The following is a 25,653-nucleotide window of genomic DNA, read 5'->3' on the forward strand; positions in this document are numbered from 1 at the left end:
CAATTACCAGACGTATCTCGTTTAACATAGAAGTGTTATAATAAATTGTTAAGGTTGAAAACCTATATTTTTTATTTGCCTGCAATTCGCCATGACCGTTAAACCCCGCCGCTATCACATCACTACTTTCGGATGCCAGATGAATAAAGCCGACTCGGAACGGATGGCCGGCATTCTGGAAAATATGGGCTTTGAGTTCTCGGAAGACCCGAACGAAGCTAGCTTGATTCTCTACAATACTTGCACAATTCGCGACAATGCCGAACAAAGAGTTTATTCTAACCTCGGAAGGCAAGCTCATCGCAAGCGCCAAGAACCGGGTTTAACTTTAATTGTAGCTGGATGCGTGGCGCAGCAGGAAGGTGAAGCGCTGCTCCGGAGAGTGCCGGAATTAGACTTAGTAATGGGGCCACAACACGCTAACCGACTTGAAGATTTGCTGGAACAAGTTTTTGAGGGCAATCAAGTTGTGGCGACTGAAGCTGTTGAGATTATGGAGGATATTACTAAGCCGCGCCGCGACAGCAAGGTGACTGCTTGGGTGAATGTAATTTACGGCTGCAATGAACGGTGCACTTATTGTGTTGTGCCGAATGTTCGCGGAGTTGAACAGTCGCGAATGCCGGAGGCAATTCGCGCGGAAATGGAGGATTTGGGCCGCCAAGGTTACAAGGAAGTAACTTTATTGGGGCAAAATATTGATGCTTACGGGCGCGATTTGCCGGGAACAAAACCGGACGGCAGCAACCAGCATACTTTGACGGATTTGCTTTATTTTGTGCAGGATGTGCCGGGTGTCGATCGCCTCAGATTTGCTACTAGCCACCCGCGCTATTTTACGGAAAGATTGATTAAGGCTTGTGCGGAATTACCGCAGGTTTGCGAACATTTTCACATTCCTTTTCAGTCGGGAGATAATGATATTTTGAAAGCGATGTCGCGCGGTTATACTCAGGAAAAATACCGCCGGATTATTGATACAATTCGCCGTTATATGCCGGATGCGTCGATTACTGCGGATGCGATTGTCGGTTTCCCTGGGGAGACGGAAGCGCAGTTTGAAAAGACGTTGAAGTTGATCGAAGATGTTGGTTTCGATTTGGTGAATACTGCGGCTTATTCGCCGCGCCCGGGAACGCCGGCGGCTTTGTGGGAAAATCAGTTGAGTGAAGAGGTGAAAGCCGATCGCCTGCAACGGATCAATCATGTGGTGACAACAACGGCGATGGAACGATCGCAGCGCTATTTTGGACGCACTGAAGAGGTTTTGGTGGAAGTCCAAAATCTCAAAGATTCAACTCAAGTGATGGGACGCACTCGCGGCAATCGTCTGACATTTTTTAAGGGCGATATTGCTGAATTGGCGGGTAAAATTGTGCGGGTTAAAATTACAGATATTCGCGCTTTTAGTTTGACAGGAGAAATGCTGGAATAGTTTTGAGGTTTGAGTTTTGAGTTGAATTCCCACAAATAATGTTGGCAAACTCAATACTCTAAACTGAAATTGTAGGGTGGTTAAATCGCAACTAGATTTGTGGAAATAAGTAATATCAAATCCGGTAGCATCGGCATTAATATTACCCACAGCTAGGACACGGCAGTGCCGTGTCCCTACAATTAATCCCGGTAGGGACACGGCACTGCCGTGTCCTCTATATAATTCCGGTGCAACCGGAAACAATATAATTGAATATCGGCAGCAAATAATAAATAAACCAATTCGCATTTTGCGGCAAACAACTATTCCGACAACTGAGGATTGCTGAAGTATTAAGCGTGTCTGTTGATTCCGGGAATATCCGGCTGCGCTGAAGGATGATGAAGGAAATAAACTGTTTCAAGTGAGGGCTAGAAACCGGGAATCGAATGCTGAGGGAAATGATTCGATTTTAAGCTGTTTAGGGGAGGCAATTTTTGACTAACTGTGACTGTTTGCTGTGGATTCTGGCGACGGTTTAAGTGAAAATGACCGGGGAGGAATTCAGGCTTTTGACAGGCGGGAGGGGGGATTTTAACAGCAGAGATCGCAGAGGAGACAGAGGACATAAATAGTCTTAAAGCGGTTCGTCTCTGGGTTAGTTGCGCTAACTGCGTGTATATTTGTCGAAAAGTCCTAGGAGTAGTGAAAAATGACAACGATGCGGATCGGGCTATTGTTCGGGGGGCGATCGGGCGAACACGAAGTCTCCATTAGTTCGGCGCGGGCGATCGCCCGCGCCCTCGCTGCCGACGAAAATGCCTCTAAATACGAAGTTCTGCCCTTTTACATCCAAAAAAACGGCCGCTGGCTGTCGGGAACATTACCTCAACAAGTCTTAGCCACCGGGAAACCTCTGGAAATAGAGGAACAACCCGGAAAAGACGACTCTGCCGCGTCTGGACAGTTTCCTAATTTTAATGCCGTAGATGTTTGGTTTCCTGTTTTGCACGGCCCAAACGGCGAAGACGGTACGGTGCAAGGGTTGCTGAAATTAATGCAAATTCCTTTTGTCGGTTCCGGGGTTTTAGGTTCGGCGCTGGGAATGGATAAAATTGCGATGAAAATGGCTTTTGCTCACGCTGGTTTGCCGCAGGTAAAATACATCGCTGTCAACCGTTCCGAAATCTGGTCTAATCCTTGCGTTTTCCCCAAACTGTGCGACAAAATTGAATCAGCTTTGGGCTATCCTTGCTTTGTTAAACCGGCGAATTTGGGTTCGTCTGTGGGAATTGCTAAAGCTCGATCGCGCGCTGAATTAGAAGCAGCTCTCGATAGCGCCGCCAGCTACGACAGGCGGATAATTGTCGAAGCGGGTGTGGTTGCTAGAGAATTAGAATGTGCAGTTTTAGGCAACGACAATCCCCAAGCTTCAACCGTGGGAGAAATTACTTTTCAAAGCGATTTCTACGACTACGAAACTAAATATACCCTGGGACAAGCCGACTGCTCAATCCCGGCAAAAGTCAGCGGTGCGATCGTCTCGCAAATCCAAGAAATGGCAGTAAAAGCATTTTTGGCTGTAGACGCGGCAGGTTTAGCGCGAGTAGACTTTTTCTACATTGAATCAACCGGAGAAGTTTTGATTAATGAAATCAACACTTTTCCCGGCTTTACAGCTACCAGTATGTATCCGCAAATGTGGGCAGCGGACGGCATTTCTTTCCCGGAATTAGTAGACCGTTTAATTCAATTAGCTCTCGAACGGCACGGGGAAAAAGGTTGAATCGCGAGCGGCAAACTGCTTTCGTGTCAAGAGCAAAAAATAAATTATTTTGCAGGTAATATATCCATGCCAGCGGAAACGATATAACATGGTTGTGGCAGGCAGTGCCTGCCCGCCACCCTATTTCTGGTGCTGGTCGAGCAACTGGCAATTTTTAGCAGGCTAGTATAAATTAAATGCAACATAAAATGTTTAACTGAGAACAGCGAATAGCAGCGTCAATCTCACATCTTGCATCTTAAAATTTAACTCGGTTAACTTAGATGAGACGTTTCACTCAACTGTCGCATTGGTGGACTTACGGACTGTTTTTTCCCCTAGCGGTACTCAACTGCTGGTTAGCCCTCCTAGTTTTTGAATATTTTCGCGCACTGATTACAGTTTTGATCGTCGCTACAGTCTTCTCTTTTTTGCTAGATTATCCAGTGCGTTTTCTGCACAGATACGGCTTGAAGCGCGATCGAGCAGTTTTGTCGGTATTCTTTTTTACTTTACTGCTATTGGTGGTTTTAGGTCTGACTCTGGCTCCCATTTTGCTAAACCAAATCACTGAACTCGCCACCAGACTGCCGACTTGGATAGTTTCTGGCACAGAACAGATGGAAGCGTTTCACAAATGGGCGGAAAATCGCAATCTCCGCATTGATGTTAGCGGTTTGACTACTCAATTGAGCGATCGACTTTCATCTCAATTGCAGTCTCTCACTGGCGAAATTCTCAAATTTGGCTTGGGTGCGGCAGACAGTCTGTTGAATTCCCTGCTCACAATAGTCCTGACATTTTACTTGCTCTTGCACGGCGATCGCCTTTGGGAAGGTTTGTTTAAATGGTTTCCCTCCAAGCTGAACCTTCAATTGCGAGAGTTGCTGGCGCGAAGCTTCCACAACTACTTCGTCGGGCAAGCAACTTTGGCGGGTTTGATGGGACTGTCGATGACTGTTGCTTTTTTAATTTTGCGAGTTCCTTTCGGACTGCTGTTCGGTTTGGGTGTGGGTGTAATGACCATGATTCCCTTCGGGGCACCTTTCAGTATTTGCATTGTCAGTTTGTTGATCACATTAAACAACTTTTGGCTCGGCGTCACAGTCTTAGCTGTCGCTACAATAATTGAGCAAGTAATTGAAAGCGGAGTTGCTCCTCGGTTATTAGGCAGTTTTATCGGTCTCAATCCCGTGTGGATTTTAGTGTCGCTGCTGGTGGGGGTTAAGGTGGCTGGAGTAGCAGGTTTGTTAGTTGCTGTGCCGATGGCTGGTTTTATTAAGAATACTGTTGATACTTTGGAAATTTCGAGGAACAAGTCAAGGGAAATAGATTCGGTTAGTTCCATTAAATCTATAGAGCAATAAAATTGCAAAATCGGTTCATATTTAAGATTTTAAGGGAGTTTTTGCCGGCTATTGTGGCTGAGGTTGAGTTGGTACTTTAGCTTGAGGCATTACAGGTTTTTTACTTCCTGCTTTAGGTTTAGGCTTTGCGGGTGCTTTAGCTGCTGTCCTCGATGCAGGCGGGGTCAAAAACCCCGTTTCTACGTGAACGTCGATCGCTCACAACGAAGATTTTGACTCTTAACCAGGTTTTTGTGATTCCAGGACTGTTGTAGAGTTCGGATATCAATTCTGTCAACATTTCATGCCAATGCGGAATATCCTGGCCTGCAGCCGTAGTCTTGATTATTGAAATCTGAGGCAATTCTCCAATCCTGGCTCAGTTCGATCGCACTCAAAAGCTGGAATCCACACACAATTTGCCTGCACTTGTCGGGTTTCTACCCCAGCTTGTAGGGTAAACCCTACCAGTCAAGCAGATCTCACTAATGCTTGAATTAAAATTAAAGAGCATTTAGTTCTAAGTTAATTACAGTAGGTGCTAAAAATGGAAAACCATAATTATAACTCTCGCTCTAACTCCCACCAAATCAATACTATGTCAACCAAAGATATGCCTGCCTCTCAGCGTTCTCGCCGTTTTTATTTGCCGAAAAAAGTTGCTTTTTTATCCCTACTTTTGCTCGGCTCGACCGCAACTGTTGGGTGCAACGCCCTAACTTCTCAAGTTCCTGGAAGTTCTAACGCCATCAAAGCTGAACCGGCAAGTGCAGCGCCAATCTCAGCATTACCTGCAAATATATTGCCCTCTCAAGACTCTAATTTTGTCACTAAAGTTGTGCAGGAAGTCGGCCCGGCAGTGGTGCGGATCAATTCGTCTCGCACGGTGACGAACCAAGTTCCAGATGAGATCCCCGAGCAATTCCGCCGCTTCTTCGGTTCGGAATCTCCGATTGCGCCGGAAAATCGGGTAGAACGGGGCTCCGGTTCGGGTTTTGTCATCGGTTCCGACGGTCGCATTTTGACTAACGCTCACGTCGTTGACCGTGCAGATACGGTGACGGTAAAACTGAAGGATGGTCGCGAATTTGTCGGCAAAGTTTTAGGTGTAGATACAGTTACTGATGTGGCTGTTGTTAAAATTGAAGCTACCAATTTGCCTGTGGTGAGTTTGGGCAAATCTGAAGAATTAGAGCCGGGAGAATGGGCGATCGCGATCGGCAATCCCCTCGGTTTGGACAATACTGTAACTGTGGGCATTATTAGCGCTACAGGCCGTTCTAGCGCCGATGTCGGCGTTCCCGACAAGCGCGTCAGCTTTATTCAAACCGACGCTGCGATCAATCCCGGTAATTCTGGCGGCCCGCTGCTGAACCAGCGCGGTCAAGTTATCGGCATGAATACGGCGATTATTCAAGGCGCTCAAGGATTGGGTTTTGCGATTCCGATCGATCGAGCACAACAAATTGCTGACCAATTAGTAACAACCGGAAAAGCCGAACATCCTTATCTCGGCGTTCGGATGTTGAGCATTACTCCCGAAGTCAAGGCAGAATTCAATAAAAATCCCAACCCCAAATTGAGGCTGACTGAAGATAAAGGCGTGTTAGTTTTGGGAATTGCCAAAGGTTCTCCGGCAGAACAAGCTGGAGTTCGCGTTGCCGATGTGATCAAGAAAATCAACGGTGCAGAAGTCAGCGATGCTGGCAGCGTACAGCAAATTGTCGAGAAAAGTACAGTGGGCAGCGATCTGCAGCTTGAAGTGAGCCGCAGCGGACAACCTGTTACTGTTGCCGTGAAAGCGGGTGCTTTTCCAGCGGCCCAGGAGCGGTAGCATTGTTGATTGAAACTTATATCTTGCACGCACAAGCAAGAGTCCGGCAGGGGTTTAAACCCCTGCCTCAAAGTATCAGTCCTATGCAAGAGGACTGATACTAAGCTACTGTCAATAAATAGGGAGTAATTATTAGTCGGTTTTAACCGGATTGTGCTGTGATACGGGGGTTTAAACCTCCGGCGGGATGTCGGGGGTACTCGTTATAGTAAGTTACCATAGTTTATATGGGTTATTAAGAGGTAGAACAATGGCTAACATTAATCGGAGGCGTACTGAAAATATTAACGGTAACTTTTATGTAGACAGTACCTGCATTGACTGCGATACTTGTCGGTGGATGGCACCTGAAGTATTTACTCAAGATGGAGAACAGTCTGCTGTTTACCACCAGCCAACTAACGAGATGGAAGAAGTGCGATCGCTCGCGGCTCTTTTGTCTTGTCCCACAAGTTCCATCGGCACTGTTGAAAAACCCAAAAACATCAAACAAGTTCAGCAACAGTTGCCCGCACTCGTAGCTGAAAATGTTTATCACTGCGGCTATCACTCAGAGCAATCCTACGGTGCTGCTAGCTATTTAATTGTCCGTCCAGAGGGCAATGTTTTAGTTGATTCTCCCCGTTTTGTGCCGCCGCTAGTCAAAAACATAGAAGCAATGGGGGGCATTCGCTATCTGTACTTGACTCACCGCGACGACGTAGCAGACCATCAAAAATACCGCGATCATTTTGGGTGCGATCGCATTCTCCATACTGACGAAATTAACGCGGGTACTCGCAGTGTAGAAATTCAATTGGGGGGCAGCGAACCGCATCAAATAGCCGATGATTTGTTGATTGTACCTGTTCCCGGCCACACGAAAGGTCACACAGTTTTGCTTTACAATAACAAGTTTTTGTTCAGCGGCGATCATCTTGCTTGGTCGGAAAGTTTGCAGCAGCTAGTTGGCTTTCACGAAGTCTGTTGGTATTCTTGGCCGGAACAAATCAAATCTATGCAGAATTTGGCTAATTACTCGTTTGAATGGGTGTTGCCGGGACACGGCCGCAGGTATAATGCCGATCGACAAACAATGAGCAATCAAATGCGGAAATGTGTTGCTTGGATGGTCGATTCTTAATAGTTTAAAACCCTTTCTATCTTCGGCACTAGCCAATCCTACACACACAAATTCCGAGCCGAGGGCGACTAAGAATAAGAGGGGATATTTAAGCCGGATTGGGTATTAAGCCTTTGGAATGGCAACCAAAGTGATAGAATTAGCGGGATTAAGTTGCCTGAAAACTGGCGCTGACACCGAAATCGCTGTGACGGGCTATCGCCCGCAAATTCGTTTCGCTCTAAGCGTAAACTTGAGCTTTGGGGGCTGGGTTAAGTCTTTTCAAGCTCAAGTTTCAGGTCAAATTTTGGCTGGTTTTATTAATGGTTACTAGCGTCAAAACACTAAGGCATTAAGATCGCCAGTAATTCCCGGCTAACTTGTTTGTGAGATTGCCAGAGATATACCAAAACTTTGAGAGCCAGATATTCGGTATTTTTTAGTTGCCGTTGCAGGTGAATTTGGTAAATTTGAGGAAACATCTACCAACAGTCGAACAGGGTGCTGAAAGGTTGACGGCGAGGTTACGGGAATTGGGCGTAAATCCTGATGCTGTGTAGAAGATGGGATAAAGTGGGTGAAGCAAAGCTATCTTCCCGCAGAGGTTCCCGAAGGGTAGGGAATCGCCCTTGATGTATCTCAATCCTCTAGCGACAAGTCGCGCAGGAAATAAAAGCGATCGCTTTGCCAATTTTCTCCTTTAATTCGCCCTAAGTAACCAGTCAGCGGTGAAGAAAGTTCTATAGTCAAATCCTTTACGGATTCGTTTGTCAGCTTAGAATCAGTGGCGGCAAATGTAGCATTGTATTGAACTTTAATCTCAACAACCGTTGTAAAGTCGCTATCGGAGCAAAGTTGTTTAACTGCTTGTACGATTTGCGAGCGCAGCCTAATTTCTCTTTCAACTTTCTGAATATAATCATGAATTCTGTCGTCGATTTGCCGCCCCATTTCTAGATAGGGCTTGAGTTCAACTAAGTTGACAGCACCTGGATATTTAGCTTTTAACTCAACTAGCTTCTGTAAAGTCATGGCATTGATAATACTAACTTTCCATTCTTGTGCTGCTTTCAACATATCCGCCGAAGGATTGCCAGGGCCAATCACTAACTTGGTAGATTCTAAAAATTTATCCCGACTTAAGTGCATTCCTCCCAGTTTAATCAATTCCTCAGCAGTTCGACTGGGGATAAGTCTACCCGCCTTACACTCACCAACTAAGGGATAGGGTTTGGAGCAAAATAAATCTAAGCCACCAGCGCCGCCTTTGTAGGCATTTTCAATCTTAAATCCTAAGAATTCAAGGCTTTGACGTGTGATATTCTCAAAATCGGTGCCTGCTTGATAGTTGCTTTTTTTTTCTTCTAGTTCGATGCTGCGATTTCCCAAAGCTGCGATCGTTTTAATCCAATCAAAATCTCGATCTGGTTTTGCTGCTGGTAAATTTTCAGACCAACCTAGAAATATTTTAATTTCTGCGTCTAGTTGTTTGGCTTTTGGGTTGGTGGTAGATAAATACACTAATGCACTTTGCAACTCTTCCAATTCTGGATAATCGGGAGGCTCAAATTTTTTCAGCTTGTGACTGCGTTTAGCAAAGATAGATTCGCTCAACACAGGCGTTGAATCAGTAACAGTTAGAGATTTTGGCAAAGATACAAAATTGCCGCTGGGATGCACTGGCATTTCCAGCGGCTGAGCTAGCAGATAAACGCGAAGATGAGTTAGAAAAATATTACCTCGTTGCAGGAGAGTTTGCTGTAATGCCTCTGTTGTCCAGACTGTTAACCGCGACAAAGCCTCTAATGATTCGGGATCGTTTAGTATTTGACACCATTCGCATTTAGCCCAAGCTTTTATCAAAATCGTCTTAGAAGTTAACTGAGAAAATGAGGTTTTAGCAATTGGTAAAAAACTCGATCGGTAGTATTGCTCGTGGGGGAGCAAATTCATCGAGATCTTGGCTGGATATAGGGCAAATGACCTACCAGGCTCGATGAAAATTCGAGGCATGGCTGCAATCACTCGCCCTTCGATTAAGGCTTCCACATCTGGCGCAGGTAACTGCAAAGCCGTATCAACAAAAACAGAATAACTCATCCACTTATTGACCTAATAATTTATCAAGTGCTTCGTCAAGGTTGTTAATTTCCGTTGTATCAGGTATGAAGGTACTTTCAGCTATCTCATTTTCATCAACTAACCCATCAGGAATCTGACCCGACGGCTCGCTAAGAATGTCACAAATTAGAGGATTTTCAGCCGCGAGCTTTTTCTCAACAATAAACTCCAGTATTTGGTCTTCGGTTACATCGTAATCTGTGCGAGCATTGTTGACAAAATAAATAGCTAAGAGAGGCTTAATATCTTCACTGGCAAGCTTGACAAATTCTCCACCTAGTTCTGGAGAACGAAGTCGATCCAAACACTGTTTTCCTACTGTCTTCGGTTTAACATCTTTAGAACGAACTAAACAACCACGAGTCATATCAAACTTTTGATAATCAATTAATCGCTTTAATGCAGCACTGACAAACTTTGCCCCAGATTCTTGAACAACTGCTACTACTATCTTGACCGACTTTCCACCTTCTTGACCTCGAATTCTAAAGTGGAGATAACCTTTGTCTGCAGCTTTAGTTTGTACCTTTTCAATCTCCTCAATTTGCACTCGTTCCACAGTCTCCCCTTTTACTGCAAGAAAGCCAAGATATAGAGCTTCCGCTAAAATAGTGCTATCCTCAAAATATTTCTCGATTGTTTCCTCAAGTGCATTCAGTTCGTTGTTAAAAGCAAGTTCAACTTGATGGAGTGGATCTACGGGCGGTGGAGTAGGAGCGTCAGGTACTTTCCAATTCTTAGCACACTCCTCTAAAACCTTTCTGACAATTAACTTTTCTTTTCCCAGTTCTCTCAATTCACCTTCATGAAAAGGATAAACGGGATAAGGTGGAGTTAAACCTTTACTGTCATAAAATTCTTTGAGCCATTGAGAAACTAGAGTTACTACATCATCAGCATTCAGATACTGTAAATCAAAAATCTTTTCACCCATTCTAGCTGTGACTGACTCGGCCTGGGGTAATGCTCTAATTTGAAATTGCCAAGTTTCATCAAACATAGCTGTCATTAAGACACCTCGTTTAATTTTACCGTACAGGTCTTTTACTAAGAGCGCGACGACCTGCGCCCTGTTGAAACCAGCTTCATTCCGATCTACACTTTCTAACTCATCAAAGCCAATTACTAGAGTTCTGTAATCACCGATTAAGTCTAAAATTTGGCAGACAGTCTGAAATGCTTCACCTTCTTTATCCTCTTTTGTAGAATTTGGTAAACCCATTGCATCAGCTTGTCCCTGTGCCAAGGCTTTTCCAGACAGCCAGTTGGTTGCAAAGCTCACTTTATCTGAAGAAAGTGTCCACAGAATAGCCTGGATCAAATAAGGATTTTCGATGTTTGGCTTAATTTGAAGCACTTTGGCAGTTAAGCCATCAACTAATTTAGGATTTTTTGCTGATGAACCCGAAAATTGCTTGATTAACTTTTGAGGTATGTAAGTTTTCGCGAATGCCTCATTGATCAATGCAGTTGCTAATTCTTGCCACTGCATTACGCCTTCGTTACCAATCTGTTTTAGGCTTAAAGACAAAGTGTTTAGAAAGTTAGCGTGGACTCGGTTTAAGTTTCCATAGTCTACGTCGCTCATATAAACAAAGAAAGAACCACCTTCATCTAGAAGGCGGCTGCGAATCCGACTGATTAGGTGGCTTTTTCCTAGACCTTTTTCAGCTTTGATCGTGATGCCACTAACTGTACGATACCCGGCGCGGATTTGCTCTATTGCCTGAAAGATAGCATCAGAGGCATGAGCATTGATAGAAGGAACGTCAGGAAAACTTGGCTTCCAAATATCATTGCTCCTGACTATTAACGATCTGTCAAAAGGGTTTTGACTTGCAATAGCTTTATTGAGGTCGGGGATTGAGGAGTGAAAGTCATTCATCGTTTTGTGTGTGTGTGAAGATAAAGGAGCGAATACACTACTAACTCAAGTTAATTAGGTTAAACGCTTGACATAGCAGCGCAAACCGTTAACTTTTGTGGTGATAGAATCTTCGATTTTGTCGGGGGCGCTGTCTTCTACACTGCCACCTATAAGTTGGAGAATATCTTGAGCCTGCATTTCCAACAGCCACTCATTGAACTCCGATCGCCCTACCCTTTCCCCGATCGCCCGACGCATCCGATAAATCGGCACTAAATCGTCTAAATTATAATCGCGGTTCAAGCTGTCATACACATCGATCGCCACAGCCTTAAAATCGTCATAGGATGCGATCGCCCCTACATCCGCCTTCCCCTTCTCAACCCCAACACTTGCCGCACCATCCTGATGCCGAATCCACTTCAACAAAGAATTTCCCAGCCGAGTACCAATTTGAGAACCATCAAACTCAAACAGAGAATCCTTACTTTTCAAGCCTTCCGCTAAAACTTCTTTCCCCTTCGCGCTCAATTCCACCAGCGTCACCCGATTTACCAGCGAATACTCGATCGCCCCAGTCGCCTGCAACTCGCCGAGCACTTCCACATATCTCTGACTCGTCTCATTAGTCCGCACAATCCGCTTAGTCAAATCCCCCTTTTTCACCTTCATCTTCCCGCCGCCCAAATCCCACAAATTCAGCAGTACCCGAACTTTCGCCTTCGCATCCCAAAGCGCTTGCTCTTCTGGTGTCAGAGTTTTAGACACTGGAATTTCATCATTCTCAGACATATCCATACCTTTAAATACTTGTTTTTACTATCAAATTCTACCAGAAACCTTGCTGGGAAACATTTAAACTTTTCCGCAAGCACGCCGGCGAACCTGCGAATAACTGATGCAGATTTCATTATTAAATAATTTTGTCACTCATCAGGACAGTAAAATTCGATTACAAAGAATATGAAGATTGACTAAAAACTTGTGAATTGATAAAATAGAATGTTGGATAACTTATCGCACTTCAAATTATCCGCAGTCAATACGAGCGATCGCTCTTTTCAATCAAAACAATCTCGATCGGCGCCTGAGACAACTTAGCAACCTCAACAAATGTAGCGATCCCAACCTTAGTCAACCACCCGCAACCCAGCTTAACTGCGACTTTAGTTCAATACCGGATTCTGCCTTTAGAAAGACGAATTCAACCTACACATTTTGTTAAATTGCAATGGCAATCAAAACATTGAACAACAGTTTACCCATGAAAAAGATTCCCGACCAAATTTCTGACATCAAAGAAAAACTTCCCGATTTAACTCCTACCCCTCCCGGTTTAAAAGCTCAAGCATCTAGCCACGACCTCAAAGCTCGGTTAGATTGGGGCGAACCCGGATTAACAATCATCGACGCTCGTGATTTTGAAAGCTTCGGCAAAAGTCACATTACCGGCGCCGTACCCATGCCAATCGACGACTTAGTAGAGCGAGCAAAATCCAGCCTCGAACCCATCCGCGACATCTACATCTACGGCGAAAACGACGAACAAACAGCCGAAGCCGCTAATCTTCTCCGCGCAGCAGGCTTTAGAAAAGTAGCCGAACTAAAAGGCGGAATTCCAGCTTGGAAAGCCATCGACGGCCCCATCGACGGCGCAGTCGAACACGGTAATCCCGGCCCCGATGCCTACAACGTTTTTTCTCGCTTGCAACACCACGCCGAAGCCCAGAAAATCAACAAATAATCACACAGAATACCTAGATACCCGACTTATTGAAGAAGTTGGGTATTTAACAAAATAATTTGTTTGTAGTAAGGACTCGCTCTTTATCTTAAAGCTTGCAGTAACTAAGCACTAAAGTCCTTACTACAAATTTAATTGCGATCGTATAACCGGACCAGATATTAACAGTCGCGGACGCTAAAAGTGCTTTGACAGGCTACTTATCGCGTAAAGTGAACAATGCACACCCTAGATAAACAAGTGTGTGCGTCCAAGACTGATTAACATTCCTTCCTCGCGTCCAAAAATGCTTTGACTTCCCTTAAAACTTGCCGATTCCCATCAAAAGTAATCAGCTTAACTGCATCTTCAAAGGAACTCCAGGCCGAATTTTGAACTTCCTCTACTTGCAACTGAACTTCCATTGAATTTACAAAAGCCAAAAAGTAAGTAACAGTCTTTTCAATTGATTCCCCTTCCTTCGCAAAGGAATAATGTTCCACAGAACTAGGCTTCCCTTCCTTAACAAAGGAATAACGTTCCACAAAACTAGGCTCCTCAAGCACTTCACAATCGCGGATGCCAGTTTCCTCCTCAAACTCCCGCTTCGCGGTTTCTAGCGCAGATTCTCCCTGATTGGCGTGACCTTTAGGAAACGCCCAATGTCCCGCTTGATGTTGAATCAACAAAAACAAACTATCAGTTTCAGTCGCAAAAACTGGCACAATACCAAAAGCTTCATCTTTCATCTTTTTACCGACACGATTTTACAGATCAAAACTAAAATTACCACCCCAACCGAGTCGGCTGTTCGTAAACGCGCTTCAAAGTATTGACATCCCTAGCCGAAATAGGCGGAGGGTTTCTCACTTGAGAAAAATAAAGCACATCAGTTTCTATCAAACTGTGGCCCCAAATTCCCAAAGCGTGACCCAACTCGTGCCGCGCCGTCGCCGGAACGTACTTACCCACTTGATTGGGATTCAAATAAACTGAAAACCGATGAGATAACACAGTTTTATCCCCATCGCGACGGGCGTACAATTCATAGGTAGCCTCTCCCGATCGCGATCGCAACACCCCTTGACGCAAAGGCGGAGCGCGACGTAAAATCCTAATATCAGCTACCTCCGAACTATCCACCACTTCCAAAGGCAAATAAACCCCCCATTCCCGGACAACATCCAACACAGCCCCCACCCATTCTTCAGACTTATTAGCATCAACTGGACGCTCAACATAAACCTGAATCGGAAACTTCGACCACAGCAAATGACCGAAATTCGGTGGCTTAACCTGGTCAAAATAATCACCGCTATCCGTGGAATCTTGCCAATTTGCCAGCGTTGGCGGCAAAGGGTGAACCTGTGGATTTGGCAAAGTCTTCGGGAGAGCAGAAAGACTTGCCGCCGGAGTATTAACCTGAGTAAAAATTATCAGGCTAAAACAACATAAAGCCAATCCCACACCAGCCAGCAATCGGGGTTTTACCGTAACTTTCCACAACCGCATTTTTGCAACCGCAGATAGACGAAAATAAACGCAGATGAACTTGATATTATCTGCGGTCATCTGCGGTTAAAAATCCGAATCTTATAACTTAGGCGTCAACCAACCAGCACTCAAAATCACCGTCAAACCCATAAAAACAATAGACAGACCCCAAGTAATCCGGTTCAGACTCGTTTCTGCACTCTTGGCGCTGGTAAACAATTGAGCTTGTCCGCCAATCCCTCCAATGCCATCACCTTTAGGACTGTGCAGCAATACAAAAACCACAAGTCCTAAAGCAGACAAAGACCAGATAGCTTGTAAAACAGAAACAATATTCATAATTAGCCGTAATTGGTAATTAGTAATCGGTAATCAATCATCATATCAAATTCGGTCGATCGCGCACATCCAGTCGATCGACCGCAATTTATGTAGGGACACGGCACTGCCGTGTCCCTACTGCTGCGTCCCTACTACAATCGGACTCGCACCGGAGTGCGATTGGCGCGAACTTCAAAATTAGCGGCTTCAATCATAGAGCGTCCCGTCATCTCCGGGGGCTGAGGCAACCTCAAAAGCTCCAGAATCGTCGGCGCAATATCAGCCAAACAGCCGTCCGTCCTCAGAGGAACATCCGTTCCGTGACCTGGAATCTTCAGACCTTCGCCTTCTACCAGAATAAACGGAACCGGGTTAGTCGTGTGAGCCGTCCAGGGATTCCCGTTCTCGTCAAACATCTGCTCAGCATTTCCGTGGTCAGCAATAATAATTGCCGTTCCCCCAGCTTTACTAATGCTGCTCAACAGCCGCCCCAAACATTTATCCACAGTTTCGATCGCAATTACCGTCGCACCCATCATTCCCGTATGACCAACCATATCCGGGTTAGCGTAATTAATCACCACCAACGAATAAATCCGCTTTTCCAAACCCGCCACAGCCACATCCGTCACCACGGCCGCCGACATCTCCGGCGCCTCATCGTAAGTCGCCACCATCGGGCTCTGCACCAACTCGCGGTGTTCCCCTATAAAAGGCTCTTCCAGACCCCCATTAAAAAAATATGTCACATGAGCGTACTTTTCAGTTTCCGCCGTCCGCAACTGCTGCAAACCGTGCTTAGAAATTACCTCGCCCAGAATATTGTTCAAATTCTGCGGTTCAAAAGCCACCATTACCGACAGTTTCGGGTCGTACTGAGTAAAAGTCGCAAACGCCAGCGGCTCAATTAACTGCCGTTCAAACCCATTAAAAATGGGAGACACAAAAGCCTGAGTCAATTCTCTAGCCCTGTCCGGGCGAAAATTAAAGAAAATTACCCCATCCCCGGATGCCACCGCCCCCGGAGCAATCCGAGTCGGAATTGCAAACTCGTCCGTCACTCCTTCAGCATAAGAGGCCCGCAACACATCAACAGCCGATCGACCGTCCGGCGCACCCTCAGTCGTCATCGCCTCGTAAGCACGCTGCACCCGATCCCAGCGCTTGTCCCTGTCCATCGCGTAGTAGCGGCCGCTAATGGTCGCAATCCGACCGACCCCTACCTCTGCGATATAACTTTCTATCTTGCCTAGAGCTTCGACGCCCTCTTTCGGAGTAGTATCGCGACCGTCTGTAATCGCGTGAATGCAAACATCAGAAATTCCCTGTGCCTTTGCTAATTGCAGCAAACCCTTAATATGACTGAGATGGGAATGAACCCCGCCTTCAGAACAAAGACCCGTTAGGTGCAACTTGCCGCCCTGAAGGCGCACTTTCTCACAAAGCTGAACCAGCGCCCGGTTGTTGAGCAAAGAACCGTCTTCGACGGCATCCGAGATCCGCACCAACTCTTGAGGAACCACGCGGCCCGCGCCCAGATTCAAATGGCCGACCTCTGAGTTGCCCATTTGTCCGTCAGGAAGCCCTACCGCCCGGCCCGATGTGTGAATCAGAGTTCTGGGATAAGCGGCCCAGAGACTGTCCATCACGGGTGTTTTCGCAGCTGCGATCGCATTTCCGTATTTTTCTTCACGATAACCCCAGCCATCCAGAATAATCAGCACTACAGGAGATACAGACGCTTGTGCCATGCGAATACCTTATTTAGAATAATTAATTTCTCGATTTGCATGATTTCCGATTTTGCGGAACATCTTCCGCTAATCAGTTTACATATTTTCTACGCTCCGGCTGAACAAAGCCAACCTAAAGTCCCTCAGCCACAGCATTGTGGGAACTAATTTCGACCTGCTTTGGGAATTGTTTAATTGATTGCCTTGCCCTGTACTGTGAATGCACAGTCGGAGGCTGTTACCTATCTCACCAACAGCGACCCTGCTTTTGCCGCCGCATTTTCACCAATTGTTCAACGGTAGGTTGCTATTGAAACACTAAGAAGATTACCACAGATGGCGGACTTTGACTACTGCCTTAAGGAATAGATTAAAAAGCTTTGACTGGGGTGGGAATAACGTTCAACGAGTTGAGCAAAAATCGGTTTCCGAACCGGCTCACTCTCAGCGGACATAAAATTCTACAACATCTTTTTTAATTTTGACATCGTAATTGCCAAAGAAATCGTGACCGAGCAGACCTATTGGCATTTGTTTGGCGATCGCCACTTCGACATTTTGGATCGCAGCACCCCCAACCCGAATCGATCGCACTACGCCGATCGGGAACTCGACAACGCTACCGTCAGCGATCCCCGCTCTCACGGTACGCACGGGTTTCACTCGCAGTGCAGTAGCCATCCGCTGAGTAATCAAAGTGCCGCTCGCCCCGGTATCGACAATCATCTCAAAAGTGTTGTTGCCGTTAAATACCACATCAATCACCGGCGTCCCGCCAGCGCGCCGCTTGATTTTAGCTTGAAATATCTTTTGATTCCCCGCCGGCGGTCGGGCACCAGGATTGGAGGGGCCCCTGCGAAACTGAGAGTACACATTGCCTGTTGCGGCTCCCGATCCTGCTGTTAAAGTGCGATCGAGCTGCTGGGAACTCACATGGGACACCAATGTCATCACCTTGGTTTCAGGCTGCGGGATCACCTGAAATCCTAGGTTTTTCGTCAACAAACCCGGTTTCTTAGGTATTGTTGAGAATGCTGCCCCCTGTAAATGAGAATGTAGCTCGACGCCCCCCACCGAGCCAACAGCAGCCAAAACGGCCGCAGAAACAATGCCCGATCGCCAAATCCGCTTGAGAATCACTTTTGCCATTAGAGGAATGCCTTGATTGATTCAATATCTAGAAGAACCACCGCCATTGATATCCTAACCTGCTCCCGAAAACAGATCGCCCGCTCCCACATCAGATCATCAGGAAAGCTTGGCAATTTTCAAGCGATCGCATACCATCAAACACAGGTAAACTTAAAAGCGGCAAATGGCATCAACTGCACTTGCCATTTGGATCACTTAAAAGTCAGGCGTTTGGGAATGATCGGCAATGCGTAAACTTTTATATTTTGCAACTATAGGAATGCTGGCTTTCTCGATCGGGGGATGTGGCGGCGACGGGGGCGGCAACACGGCCAGTCCCACTCCTAGTCCTACTCTCAGTCCCGGTGCAGCATCTCCGTCACCGGCCGCCAACGCTCCAGGAACTCCCGGTGCCGCGGCAAGTCCCACCCCAGCAGCCCAGACATTTCCCTCCCCCGTAGTAGCGGCCCAGCCCCCCGGCTTGCTCCGACCCACAAACCCCGACGAACGAGCAAGACAAGCTCAAGCAGACATCCAGGCCAAAAAGACAGCACCGGACTTAAACGGGACGGCAATTCGACAGACCCCCATCCCCGGCAAAGCAAACGATCCATTCTCAGTCCTTCCGCCTCAACCGATCAGAACAGACGGCGGGACGCAGGGCAACGAACTCCCCAACCTGCCTGTCCGACAAGTGCCAAATCTGCCCAAGCTGCCAGATGATAGAAACCCCCCTCAGTGGACGCCAGCACAGCGCCCAAGCGCAGGGGGCGGCGGCGCAATTGCCGAACTTCCCCAAACCCAAAGCCCCGTACAGGTGTCCAGTCTTCCCAACCTGCCGTTAACCCGCATACCCCAATGGAGGTCGCCAATTTCAACGCGTCCCCAAACAGCCCCCGGACGCCCCGGTACTAGACCAGCAGGCTCCGGTGCTAGACCAGCAGGCTCCCCAGACATAGCAGGAGATCCTGCATCTATACCTGGACTGCCCTCCCTACCGGGCTTCCCAAGAGGCACCACCGGACGGCAGCCAGCCGGCCCCGGACGCCCGGGATCTAGACCGGCAGGCTCCCCAGATATAGCAGCAGCTCCCGCATCATCTATACCCGGACTACCATCTATACCGGCATTCCCAAGAGGCACCACCGCACGCCCCCAAGCAACACCGGGACGCCCGGGAACACCGGGACGCCCGGGAACACCGGGACGCCCGGGAGCACCGGGACGACCGGGAGCACCGGGACGATCCCCAACGATCGCTGCTCGCCCCCCCAGCCCTCCCAGCATTCCCAACATCGCCACCAGAGAACTGCCCGGTCTACCCAAGCTGCCAGAATTAACGCCGCCGCCCTCCTGGCAAGACCCCAACCCGCCACCCCCCCCAGTGGCTGCACCAGCCCCACCGCCTCCGCCTTCGACAGACAATGCCAAAGGAGTTGAAGTTAGTGGCGTAGTCAGAGTTGGTAATGACATACTGGTAATTGTGAAGGCACCTAACGAGCCAACAAGTCGATATATCAAAGTAGGACAGCGGATTGCCAGCGGGCAGGTGCTGATCAAACGGGTTGATTTCCTATCAGCAGCCGATCCGGTTGTGATTTTAGAAGAAAACGGTGTAGAGGTGTCTAAAATTGTGGGAGAAAAATCTCCCCGAGTTGCCCAAAACCCAGTTTAATGAAAAATTTACCTCAATCCTTGGAACGAAAATTGAGAACAGTCATGCTTCGCTCAATTCAAAAATTCGGAATAGTGATGTTGGTTAGTTCGGGGGTAGGATGCCTCTCACTGCTAGCCAACATTCAGCAGTCATTGGCGGCGCCAGAAGCCGCCCAAAACCGCCCTCCCGTTTGCGAAGGCTCTCCCCCCAACGGTCGAGTCAAATGCAACTACGAGAATGGCGACAATTATGAAGGAAATTTCGTCAACGGCAGACCTCAGGGACAAGGAATATACGTATACTCGAAGGGCGATCGCTATGAAGGACAGTTTCGCAACGGCGTGCCCAACGGTCAAGGTGTCTTCCTGTTCGCCAACGATGACCGCATGGTGGGAGAGTTCCGCAACGGTCTGATCGTTAGGGGAGAAGCTATTTTTGCTAGTGGCGATCGCTACCGGGGAACATTTGAAATTGTTCAACAAGTTGGCGGCGGGGCTGCTAGCAGTCAGCCGCACGGTCAAGGGCAATTTATCTTTGCTAGCGGCGATCGCTACGCCGGACAGTTTTTCGCAGGAAACCCGTTTGGTCGGGGAGTGTTCACCCGCGCTGACGGCACGCGCTGCGACGGTCAGTTTTTCAACGAACAGCTAGACGCCAAAGGTAGTTGCACCTTCCCAAACGGCATTCGCTACCAAGGCGAATTGCGCAAGGGACTGCCTCACGGTAGAGGAGTAATTACAGATGCTAAAGGCAGACGGTTTCCCGGAGAGTTTCGCGCAGGCAAGCGCGTTCAACCGTGAATCTAGCCTCTAAAATTTAACATCTGACATCAGTGGAGGCGTTTTGAGATGACGACAAATGCTGCTTCTAGTTCTTGGCGCACCGGCCAATTTCCCTTCGACTTTGCCCCGCAGCGGACTCAAGATGCTGATTTGTTGCAACAACTCAATTTTGTGCCCGGTTTGAAGGAAGTCTTGACTTTGCGCCAAGTTCATGCTTTGGAACACGCTACGGTTTGGGTACTCAGCCAATCTGGCGGTACGGCGACAGCAAGAGCCGATAATGATTTATTGGGCGGGATGTCCACAGACCAAGGATTTTATCTTTACGGTCGCGTTAACATTGCACAGTTGCGTCAGGCAGTGCGCGAGGCTTTGCAGCGGATTGCCAGCGGAGAGTGGGATTTAGCTGTACATCCCCGCTGCGGCACGAATTTGTCGGTGGGAATGCTACTGACTGCTGGACTTGCTGTCGGCATCAATTTAGCCCTGCCCCGGGGGCCCATTCTGCAACTTTTAGGTTTGGGAGCTGCGGCAGCGGCGGCGGCTCAGTTAGCTCCTGATGTGGGAGCTCTGGCTCAGCGTTACGTCACAACTGCTATTCCGTTTAATTTAGGTGTTGTTGATATTACTTTAAGTCACGACTTCTGGGGACGCGAAGCTCATTTTGTGCGGGTGCGTTGGGTTGAATAGCTGTTGCGGGAGGGGGAGAGTAGAGAAAATCTTGCTTCTTCCTTCTTGCTTCTTCCTTCGTTTAATTAGTGCTTTGAAGCCAGGGCGATTCCCTTCGGGATAGCTTCGCACGCGCGTACTTCATCTAACAAAAAAAATAAATGTGCAAATTAGCGATCGACAAAACCTGGGTGGCAAGTCTACTGGCTGTCAGCTTAGCCGTACCAGGCAACAGTTTTTTGCCTTTCACGCACAATGCGAGTTTTGCTGGCGAAATATCCCAAACTAACCAACCAGAAATAGCTCCTGACGGCAAGATAGTTCCCGTCAATGGCAAAGTCAATGTTAGATTAACAAATAAAACCAACGATCGACTATTTTATCAGGTAGCTGGACAGACTAACCGCCGCAGTTTAGCAGAAAATTCAACAGTCGCGCTGCCAGCATTGACACTACCAGCCTCAATTGTATTTAGGCGACCAGATGGCGCATTATTGAAACCCAGTTTGAAACCTGTTGGCGAAGGAACAGTAGAAGTAAGATTAGACGAGACGAATGATTTAGGTTTGGATAAAACATCTTTAAGGATTCGGAATGACGGCGGACTTTTTCTCAGATAGAAAACTGGCAAGTTTAAAAAATTAACCTTCATTAAATATCTGTCTGCGTTAATCTGTGTGCATCTGGGGTTAAAACGTCCAATCGCCCTTGCCCCAGGAATTGTCAGGCAACAGTTGAATCATGTAAACTCAACTTGGCGATCGCTCCGACAACTCGACCTCACACTGCCGTACACCATCCGAGTTCCTATGTCAATCAAAAAAATTCTTTCCATAGCGCTGTTAATTTTCATCCCCATTTCCATCGCCGCTGAGTATTTGCACTGGGGCTCCCTCGCAGTTTTCATCACATCCGCTTTAGGCATTATACCTCTGGCTATTTGGTTGAGCACAGCAACAGAAGAAGTGGCGATCGTTACAGGCCCCTCCATAGGTGGCTTATTAAATGCAGTCTTCGGCAATGCTACAGAATTAATTATTGCCATAGTTGCCCTGAAAGCCGGCTTAATTGACATTGTGAAAGCCAGCATAACCGGCACAATTATCAGCAACTTACTCTTAGTCATGGGATTTTCCATGCTGCTAGGAGGCATACGCTACAAAGAACAAGAATTTAAGCCAATTATCGCGCGGGTGAACGGTTCCACAATGACTCTAGCAGTGATTGCAATTCTGCTGCCAACAATGGTAATATACACCTCCAATGGAGTCGAACCCGCAGCTATAGAGAATCTTTCCTTAATAACTGCGATCGTCCTAATTGCAGTTTACGCTTTAACTCTGCTATTTTCATTAAAAACTCACAGCTATCTTTACGAAGTCGGCTTACTAGAACTAGAGTCAGAAAATCCTCAAAATACAAAAGAGGAATCTACTACGCACAAACCTAATTTGTGGCTGTGGATAGGAGTGCTAGTTGCCTCAACTGTTGCCGTTGCTTTTGAATCAGAAATTTTCGTTGGCGTTGTCGAAGAAACTACCAAAGGATTGGGATTGACGCCGCTGTTTACAGGGGTAATTCTCTTGCCGATTGTTGGTGGCGCGGCCGAATATGTAACTGCGGTGGGAGTTGCGATGAAAAACAATATGGATTTGTCAGTTTCTGTCGCGATGGGTTCGAGTTTGCTAGTTGCTTTGCTGGTAGCGCCGGTGTTGGTGATTATCGGATTAGTAATTCATCAGCCGATGGATTTAAACTTCAATCCGTTTGAAGTAGTTGCAGTTGCCATTGCAGTGACAATTGCCAATCTAATCAGTATTGACGGGCGCTCTAATTGGCTAGAAGGAGTGCTGCTTTTAGCCACATATATCGTGTTAGGAGCAGCATTTTACTTTCACCCCATTACTTGAAGCAACAATTTTATTGGAAGGGCAATCGTGCGTGGTTGCCTTTCTTCCTTGAAAATAACTTATCTTTTTTCTGATTTTTTATTTCTCTTTGTCTTCTGCCGTTAATTAAAGAAAATAATTTTTGGGATCAAAGTAATTACGGACAGGTACACTTTTGAACAGGAAAACACTGTCGTCTGCAACTTCTTTTTCTGCCTTTACTGTCGCGACAATCAGAAGTATCCCGACATTCTACCTTATCTTCACAAATTTGCTGACGGGGAAAAATACCCAAATTTTGTATAGACACTTCAGCGGTAAGCCCACCCTGGTCTATAACTTGATTATTTTCTTTAATTTCATAGAGAAACTTATTTTCTCCCTCTAAAACCGAAAAAGTTCTTATTTTGTGACTGTTAGCCAACTTAAATCCAAAATCCTCGGAAAACTCACCTTTGTTGTAACCTCTGTCTGTGTAAGGATAGGGGTTAGTTTCCATGCCCTCAGTCACATTTTTAATCACCACCCTTCTGTTAGGGCCGGGAGGAGTCTTGCTGGAAACAAATCGAGCGCTTTGCGAATCAGGGGAGATCGCAGTACCGGCACACGCACCTACATATTCAGTGCGCTTAAATTGAATCAAATTAATATTAAAACTATTTTCGTTTTTGACCCTAAATTGTGCTTCGTTAGTCTGCTGGGCGCTGACTGTGAAAGCTGCTAGCGTCAAAAAAATTGCCCCCAGCAAAATAGCTAGAAATTTAATTTGTGGCCTCCCTGTAAAAAATCTGGCCTGTTTCATTTCTCTACCTCTAATGTTAATAGATAGCCTTTTGTTTACAAGTTATTATTTTAGCTTGAGAGCAGATATGTTGTCAAAGTCGCTCGGATAGTTTTATAGTCAGGACTTTAGTCCTTGATGTTGAGTGGCGAAAGTAAAAACTGAAGTCCTGACTGCGAACTTGGTAGAGTCATGAATAAAGTCCTGAGTACGAACTTAACTACCAAGTTACTCGATCGCGCCATTTTTCTAATAGTTTTTCCCCGACTCCCTGCACTCGTTCTGCATCCTCCAAAGAGGTAAAAGGTTGCTGTTGCCGCGCTGCAATAATTCTCTCGGCTAACTTCGGGCCAACCCCGGGCAAGGTTTCTAATTCTTCCTGACTCGCTGCATTCAAATTAACTAACTTTTGACCAGCAATTTGAGGTTTAGCGATCGCAGATTTTGATGCTGCTTGTAGTGAATCGCACTCTTTTTTCTTAGCGTCAATTTTCTGTTTGATTCGGGCGGGAATTCCCAAGATTGCACCTTTGTAAAGCCGATCGAACTCCCGCTCAAAATGGGCTGCAACCGTGGGACTCTCGATCGCCAGCAGCGTCTCGTCATTCCCGTGATTTGCGGCCTCACTCCAGTTGTGAGAACCTGTAAGCACAGTTTTGCCGTCCACAACGCCGAATTTGTGGTGCAGGCGATCGCCCATTGGTAACAGCGGCACTCCCACCGTAGTCAGCGGCTTTCTCCAAGGGCGATTGTCAGCTTCTAACTTGCAATCTTGGATGAAAGTCGCACCCATCATATCCAAACCTTCACTGTAAGAGCGATAAATAAAATTAGAGTCAATTAAAGCTCGCACCGCAACTCCTCGCCTAGCTTCAATTTCCAGAGTATTTGACAACCGCTGAGCCGAAAATACAAACAGTGCCAAATCAACCGACTTTTTCGCACTACCCAAAGTTCGATTTATCAAACCGTTGACGCTTTTTTCCCAAGGCAAAGTCGCAGTTGTCGGCGAAAATTGCACCGCAACTGTCGCATTCCCTACTCTCACTTTTTGTACTTGACGAAACGGCTTTTTGATGCCAAATTTGCTGTCCGGTTTGCCTCCGGGCCCGTCGCCCCACATCAGGTTAAATTCTTGAGTAAATAGTTGCGCTACTCGAGCATTTTCAATTTTCAGCAAATTGTTCGCATTGCCGCGACTTGCTGCTGTCTTGAAATCGCCGTGTATATCGCTTGTGGTAAAATTAGCAGAAGTGACGATTACGGTTTTGCCGTCAATTACCACAAATTTGTGGTGCATCAAATCGCTGCCTTTACTGCCGTCAGCAGTATCGTCAATTACAGGAATTCCTGCATCTTTGACAATTACCAAAGCATCGTTTTGCTTGATTTCATCGGCAGTCAATTTACCATCTTTATTGGTATCAGCAAGTTGGACAAATTCGCTATAACGATCGCGCTCTCTTTCCGGTAATTTCGCCAACTCCTGGGCTGTAAAATCGCTCCAAGGGCGACTATACATCTGTTCGACAATTAATCTCACTTTAATTCCCGATCGCTGCCGAGCGGCCAAAACCCTCGCAATACTGGGCAAGCGAAACTCCTGAACTGCTACATCTAACGTCGATCCAGCACTGGCGATCGCAACAGTGACCAACTTTTCCAAATCATCTCCAAATCTAGTTTGCTGGCGGTAAGGCTCTGTATAACTCGAAGCGATCGACTGATTGAAGTATACTTGCAACAAGGGGTCTTGAGGCAATGGAGCCAGACTCAGAGGTAAATTCTGCACGTCTTGCTTTGTTTGTCCACAGCCCGCCAGATTGATCGCCAGCAGCCCAGCACAACAGAAACCGAGTAAATGATAATACAATACAGCCACAAAATTTTAAAAAATATAGAGGTTATTAGCCTTCCGACAGTTCAAAGCTATGGGAGCAAGTAAAGTTACAACTTATTAAATTTATGCAAGGGAAGAGATTTTGCGTCTTGTAGAACTGCCTCGATGCCGGAAGCATCAC

The 25,653-nt window shown here is 46.7% G+C and carries 23 protein-coding genes; 12 read left to right on the forward strand and 11 right to left on the reverse strand.

Features of this window, described 5'->3' with window-relative positions:
- Positions 1-91 precede the first annotated feature (91 nt).
- The 6 genes from miaB to QUA54_RS22125 all read left to right on the forward strand — a co-directional run bounded on the left by miaB (position 92) and on the right by QUA54_RS22125 (position 7,798).
- The gene (gene miaB / locus QUA54_RS22100; protein ID WP_333416302.1) at positions 92-1,435 is read left to right on the forward strand and encodes a tRNA (N6-isopentenyl adenosine(37)-C2)-methylthiotransferase MiaB; all 1,344 of its coding nucleotides are present in this window, start codon (positions 92-94) and stop codon (positions 1,433-1,435) included.
- 694 nt (positions 1,436-2,129) lie between these two features.
- Positions 2,130-3,203: a D-alanine--D-alanine ligase family protein gene (locus QUA54_RS22105; protein WP_333416303.1), complete on the forward strand. Its 1,074-nt coding sequence runs from the start codon at positions 2,130-2,132 to the stop codon at positions 3,201-3,203.
- A 263-nt stretch (positions 3,204-3,466) separates the two neighbouring features.
- Positions 3,467-4,549 carry an AI-2E family transporter gene (locus QUA54_RS22110; protein WP_333416304.1) on the forward strand — a complete coding sequence of 361 codons (1,083 nt, stop codon included), beginning with the start codon at positions 3,467-3,469 and terminating at the stop codon, positions 4,547-4,549.
- Positions 4,550-5,126: 577 nt separating this feature from the next.
- On the forward strand, positions 5,127-6,362 hold the full coding sequence (locus tag QUA54_RS22115) for an HhoA/HhoB/HtrA family serine endopeptidase (RefSeq protein ID WP_333416305.1): 1,236 nt from the start codon (positions 5,127-5,129) through the stop codon (positions 6,360-6,362).
- A 250-nt stretch (positions 6,363-6,612) separates the two neighbouring features.
- Positions 6,613-7,485, forward strand: coding sequence for an MBL fold metallo-hydrolase (locus QUA54_RS22120; protein WP_333416306.1), 873 nt, complete (start codon positions 6,613-6,615; stop codon positions 7,483-7,485).
- 118 nt (positions 7,486-7,603) lie between these two features.
- On the forward strand, positions 7,604-7,798 hold the full coding sequence (locus QUA54_RS22125) for a hypothetical protein (RefSeq protein ID WP_333416307.1): 195 nt from the start codon (positions 7,604-7,606) through the stop codon (positions 7,796-7,798).
- Between the two features lie 10 nt (positions 7,799-7,808).
- Here QUA54_RS22125 and QUA54_RS22130 read toward each other — a convergent pair whose 3' ends face one another.
- From QUA54_RS22130 to QUA54_RS22145, 4 genes are all read right to left on the reverse strand, one after another.
- Complete coding sequence (locus QUA54_RS22130; protein WP_333416308.1) at positions 7,809-7,946, reverse strand: hypothetical protein; 138 nt, start codon at positions 7,944-7,946, stop codon at positions 7,809-7,811.
- A 157-nt stretch (positions 7,947-8,103) separates the two neighbouring features.
- Positions 8,104-9,564, reverse strand: coding sequence for a DUF1802 family protein (locus QUA54_RS22135; RefSeq protein ID WP_333416309.1), 1,461 nt, complete (start codon positions 9,562-9,564; stop codon positions 8,104-8,106).
- 4 nt (positions 9,565-9,568) lie between these two features.
- Complete coding sequence (locus QUA54_RS22140) at positions 9,569-11,470, reverse strand: hypothetical protein (RefSeq protein WP_333416310.1); 1,902 nt, start codon at positions 11,468-11,470, stop codon at positions 9,569-9,571.
- Positions 11,471-11,524: 54 nt separating this feature from the next.
- Positions 11,525-12,244 carry a hypothetical protein gene (locus QUA54_RS22145; protein WP_333416311.1) on the reverse strand — a complete coding sequence of 240 codons (720 nt, stop codon included), beginning with the start codon at positions 12,242-12,244 and terminating at the stop codon, positions 11,525-11,527.
- Positions 12,245-12,683: 439 nt separating this feature from the next.
- On the opposite strand from QUA54_RS22145, the gene QUA54_RS22150 reads away from it, so the two are divergent.
- Positions 12,684-13,196 (forward strand): rhodanese-like domain-containing protein, encoded by a 513-nt coding sequence (locus tag QUA54_RS22150; protein WP_333201293.1) that lies wholly within the window; start codon positions 12,684-12,686, stop codon positions 13,194-13,196.
- 260 nt (positions 13,197-13,456) lie between these two features.
- Here the strand turns inward: QUA54_RS22150 and QUA54_RS22155 are convergent, their stop codons facing one another.
- The 5 genes from QUA54_RS22155 to QUA54_RS22175 form a co-directional block, all read right to left on the reverse strand.
- Positions 13,457-13,924, reverse strand: a complete 468-nt coding sequence (locus tag QUA54_RS22155) for an NUDIX domain-containing protein (RefSeq protein WP_333161514.1) — start codon at positions 13,922-13,924, stop codon at positions 13,457-13,459.
- A gap of 37 nt (positions 13,925-13,961) precedes the next feature.
- Positions 13,962-14,687: a peptidase gene (locus QUA54_RS22160; protein WP_333416338.1), complete on the reverse strand. Its 726-nt coding sequence runs from the start codon at positions 14,685-14,687 to the stop codon at positions 13,962-13,964.
- 81 nt (positions 14,688-14,768) lie between these two features.
- Positions 14,769-15,008 carry a preprotein translocase subunit SecG gene (secG, locus tag QUA54_RS22165; protein WP_172187376.1) on the reverse strand — a complete coding sequence of 80 codons (240 nt, stop codon included), beginning with the start codon at positions 15,006-15,008 and terminating at the stop codon, positions 14,769-14,771.
- A gap of 134 nt (positions 15,009-15,142) precedes the next feature.
- Positions 15,143-16,741, reverse strand: coding sequence for a 2,3-bisphosphoglycerate-independent phosphoglycerate mutase (gene gpmI, locus QUA54_RS22170; RefSeq protein ID WP_333416312.1), 1,599 nt, complete (start codon positions 16,739-16,741; stop codon positions 15,143-15,145).
- Between the two features lie 426 nt (positions 16,742-17,167).
- On the reverse strand, positions 17,168-17,872 hold the full coding sequence (locus QUA54_RS22175) for a retropepsin-like aspartic protease (protein WP_333416313.1): 705 nt from the start codon (positions 17,870-17,872) through the stop codon (positions 17,168-17,170).
- A 229-nt stretch (positions 17,873-18,101) separates the two neighbouring features.
- Here QUA54_RS22175 and QUA54_RS22180 point away from each other — a divergent pair, with 229 nt between their 5' ends.
- The 5 genes from QUA54_RS22180 to cax all read left to right on the forward strand — a co-directional run bounded on the left by QUA54_RS22180 (position 18,102) and on the right by cax (position 22,872).
- Positions 18,102-19,529 (forward strand): hypothetical protein, encoded by a 1,428-nt coding sequence (locus tag QUA54_RS22180; RefSeq protein WP_333416314.1) that lies wholly within the window; start codon positions 18,102-18,104, stop codon positions 19,527-19,529.
- A 44-nt stretch (positions 19,530-19,573) separates the two neighbouring features.
- Entirely contained in the window at positions 19,574-20,311 is a 738-nt protein-coding gene (locus tag QUA54_RS22185) for an MORN motif-containing protein (RefSeq protein WP_333416315.1), read from the forward strand.
- A gap of 48 nt (positions 20,312-20,359) precedes the next feature.
- Positions 20,360-20,983 carry a DUF6391 domain-containing protein gene (locus QUA54_RS22190; RefSeq protein WP_333416316.1) on the forward strand — a complete coding sequence of 208 codons (624 nt, stop codon included), beginning with the start codon at positions 20,360-20,362 and terminating at the stop codon, positions 20,981-20,983.
- A 140-nt stretch (positions 20,984-21,123) separates the two neighbouring features.
- On the forward strand, positions 21,124-21,582 hold the full coding sequence (locus QUA54_RS22195) for a hypothetical protein (RefSeq protein WP_333416317.1): 459 nt from the start codon (positions 21,124-21,126) through the stop codon (positions 21,580-21,582).
- Between the two features lie 189 nt (positions 21,583-21,771).
- Entirely contained in the window at positions 21,772-22,872 is a 1,101-nt protein-coding gene (cax, locus tag QUA54_RS22200; protein ID WP_172187366.1) for a calcium/proton exchanger, read from the forward strand.
- 136 nt (positions 22,873-23,008) lie between these two features.
- On the opposite strand, the gene QUA54_RS22205 is transcribed toward cax, so the two are convergent.
- Both QUA54_RS22205 and QUA54_RS22210 read right to left on the reverse strand, forming a co-directional pair.
- Positions 23,009-23,653 carry a hypothetical protein gene (locus tag QUA54_RS22205; protein WP_333416318.1) on the reverse strand — a complete coding sequence of 215 codons (645 nt, stop codon included), beginning with the start codon at positions 23,651-23,653 and terminating at the stop codon, positions 23,009-23,011.
- A 199-nt stretch (positions 23,654-23,852) separates the two neighbouring features.
- Positions 23,853-25,514: a phospholipase D-like domain-containing protein gene (locus QUA54_RS22210; protein ID WP_333416319.1), complete on the reverse strand. Its 1,662-nt coding sequence runs from the start codon at positions 25,512-25,514 to the stop codon at positions 23,853-23,855.
- Positions 25,515-25,653 lie beyond the last annotated feature (139 nt).

This window comes from Microcoleus sp. MOSTC5 (assembly GCF_036701825.1).
Lineage (GTDB): Bacteria > Cyanobacteriota > Cyanobacteriia > Cyanobacteriales > Microcoleaceae > Microcoleus > Microcoleus asticus.

Coding starts and splice junctions, on each gene's coding strand:
- miaB (WP_333416302.1), top strand. CDS start 92: ATGACCGTTAAACCCCGCCGCTATCACATCACTACTTTCGGATGCCAG.
- QUA54_RS22105 (WP_333416303.1), top strand. CDS start 2,130: ATGACAACGATGCGGATCGGGCTATTGTTCGGGGGGCGATCGGGCGAA.
- QUA54_RS22110 (WP_333416304.1), top strand. CDS start 3,467: ATGAGACGTTTCACTCAACTGTCGCATTGGTGGACTTACGGACTGTTT.
- QUA54_RS22115 (WP_333416305.1), top strand. CDS start 5,127: ATGTCAACCAAAGATATGCCTGCCTCTCAGCGTTCTCGCCGTTTTTAT.
- QUA54_RS22120 (WP_333416306.1), top strand. CDS start 6,613: ATGGCTAACATTAATCGGAGGCGTACTGAAAATATTAACGGTAACTTT.
- QUA54_RS22125 (WP_333416307.1), top strand. CDS start 7,604: ATGGCAACCAAAGTGATAGAATTAGCGGGATTAAGTTGCCTGAAAACT.
- QUA54_RS22130 (WP_333416308.1), bottom strand. CDS start 7,946: ATGTTTCCTCAAATTTACCAAATTCACCTGCAACGGCAACTAAAAAAT.
- QUA54_RS22135 (WP_333416309.1), bottom strand. CDS start 9,564: ATGAGTTATTCTGTTTTTGTTGATACGGCTTTGCAGTTACCTGCGCCA.
- QUA54_RS22140 (WP_333416310.1), bottom strand. CDS start 11,470: ATGAATGACTTTCACTCCTCAATCCCCGACCTCAATAAAGCTATTGCA.
- QUA54_RS22145 (WP_333416311.1), bottom strand. CDS start 12,244: ATGTCTGAGAATGATGAAATTCCAGTGTCTAAAACTCTGACACCAGAA.
- QUA54_RS22150 (WP_333201293.1), top strand. CDS start 12,684: ATGGCAATCAAAACATTGAACAACAGTTTACCCATGAAAAAGATTCCC.
- QUA54_RS22155 (WP_333161514.1), bottom strand. CDS start 13,924: ATGAAAGATGAAGCTTTTGGTATTGTGCCAGTTTTTGCGACTGAAACT.
- QUA54_RS22160 (WP_333416338.1), bottom strand. CDS start 14,687: ATGCGGTTGTGGAAAGTTACGGTAAAACCCCGATTGCTGGCTGGTGTG.
- secG (WP_172187376.1), bottom strand. CDS start 15,008: ATGAATATTGTTTCTGTTTTACAAGCTATCTGGTCTTTGTCTGCTTTA.
- gpmI (WP_333416312.1), bottom strand. CDS start 16,741: ATGGCACAAGCGTCTGTATCTCCTGTAGTGCTGATTATTCTGGATGGC.
- QUA54_RS22175 (WP_333416313.1), bottom strand. CDS start 17,872: ATGGCAAAAGTGATTCTCAAGCGGATTTGGCGATCGGGCATTGTTTCT.
- QUA54_RS22180 (WP_333416314.1), top strand. CDS start 18,102: ATGCGTAAACTTTTATATTTTGCAACTATAGGAATGCTGGCTTTCTCG.
- QUA54_RS22185 (WP_333416315.1), top strand. CDS start 19,574: ATGCTTCGCTCAATTCAAAAATTCGGAATAGTGATGTTGGTTAGTTCG.
- QUA54_RS22190 (WP_333416316.1), top strand. CDS start 20,360: ATGACGACAAATGCTGCTTCTAGTTCTTGGCGCACCGGCCAATTTCCC.
- QUA54_RS22195 (WP_333416317.1), top strand. CDS start 21,124: ATGTGCAAATTAGCGATCGACAAAACCTGGGTGGCAAGTCTACTGGCT.
- cax (WP_172187366.1), top strand. CDS start 21,772: ATGTCAATCAAAAAAATTCTTTCCATAGCGCTGTTAATTTTCATCCCC.
- QUA54_RS22205 (WP_333416318.1), bottom strand. CDS start 23,653: ATGAAACAGGCCAGATTTTTTACAGGGAGGCCACAAATTAAATTTCTA.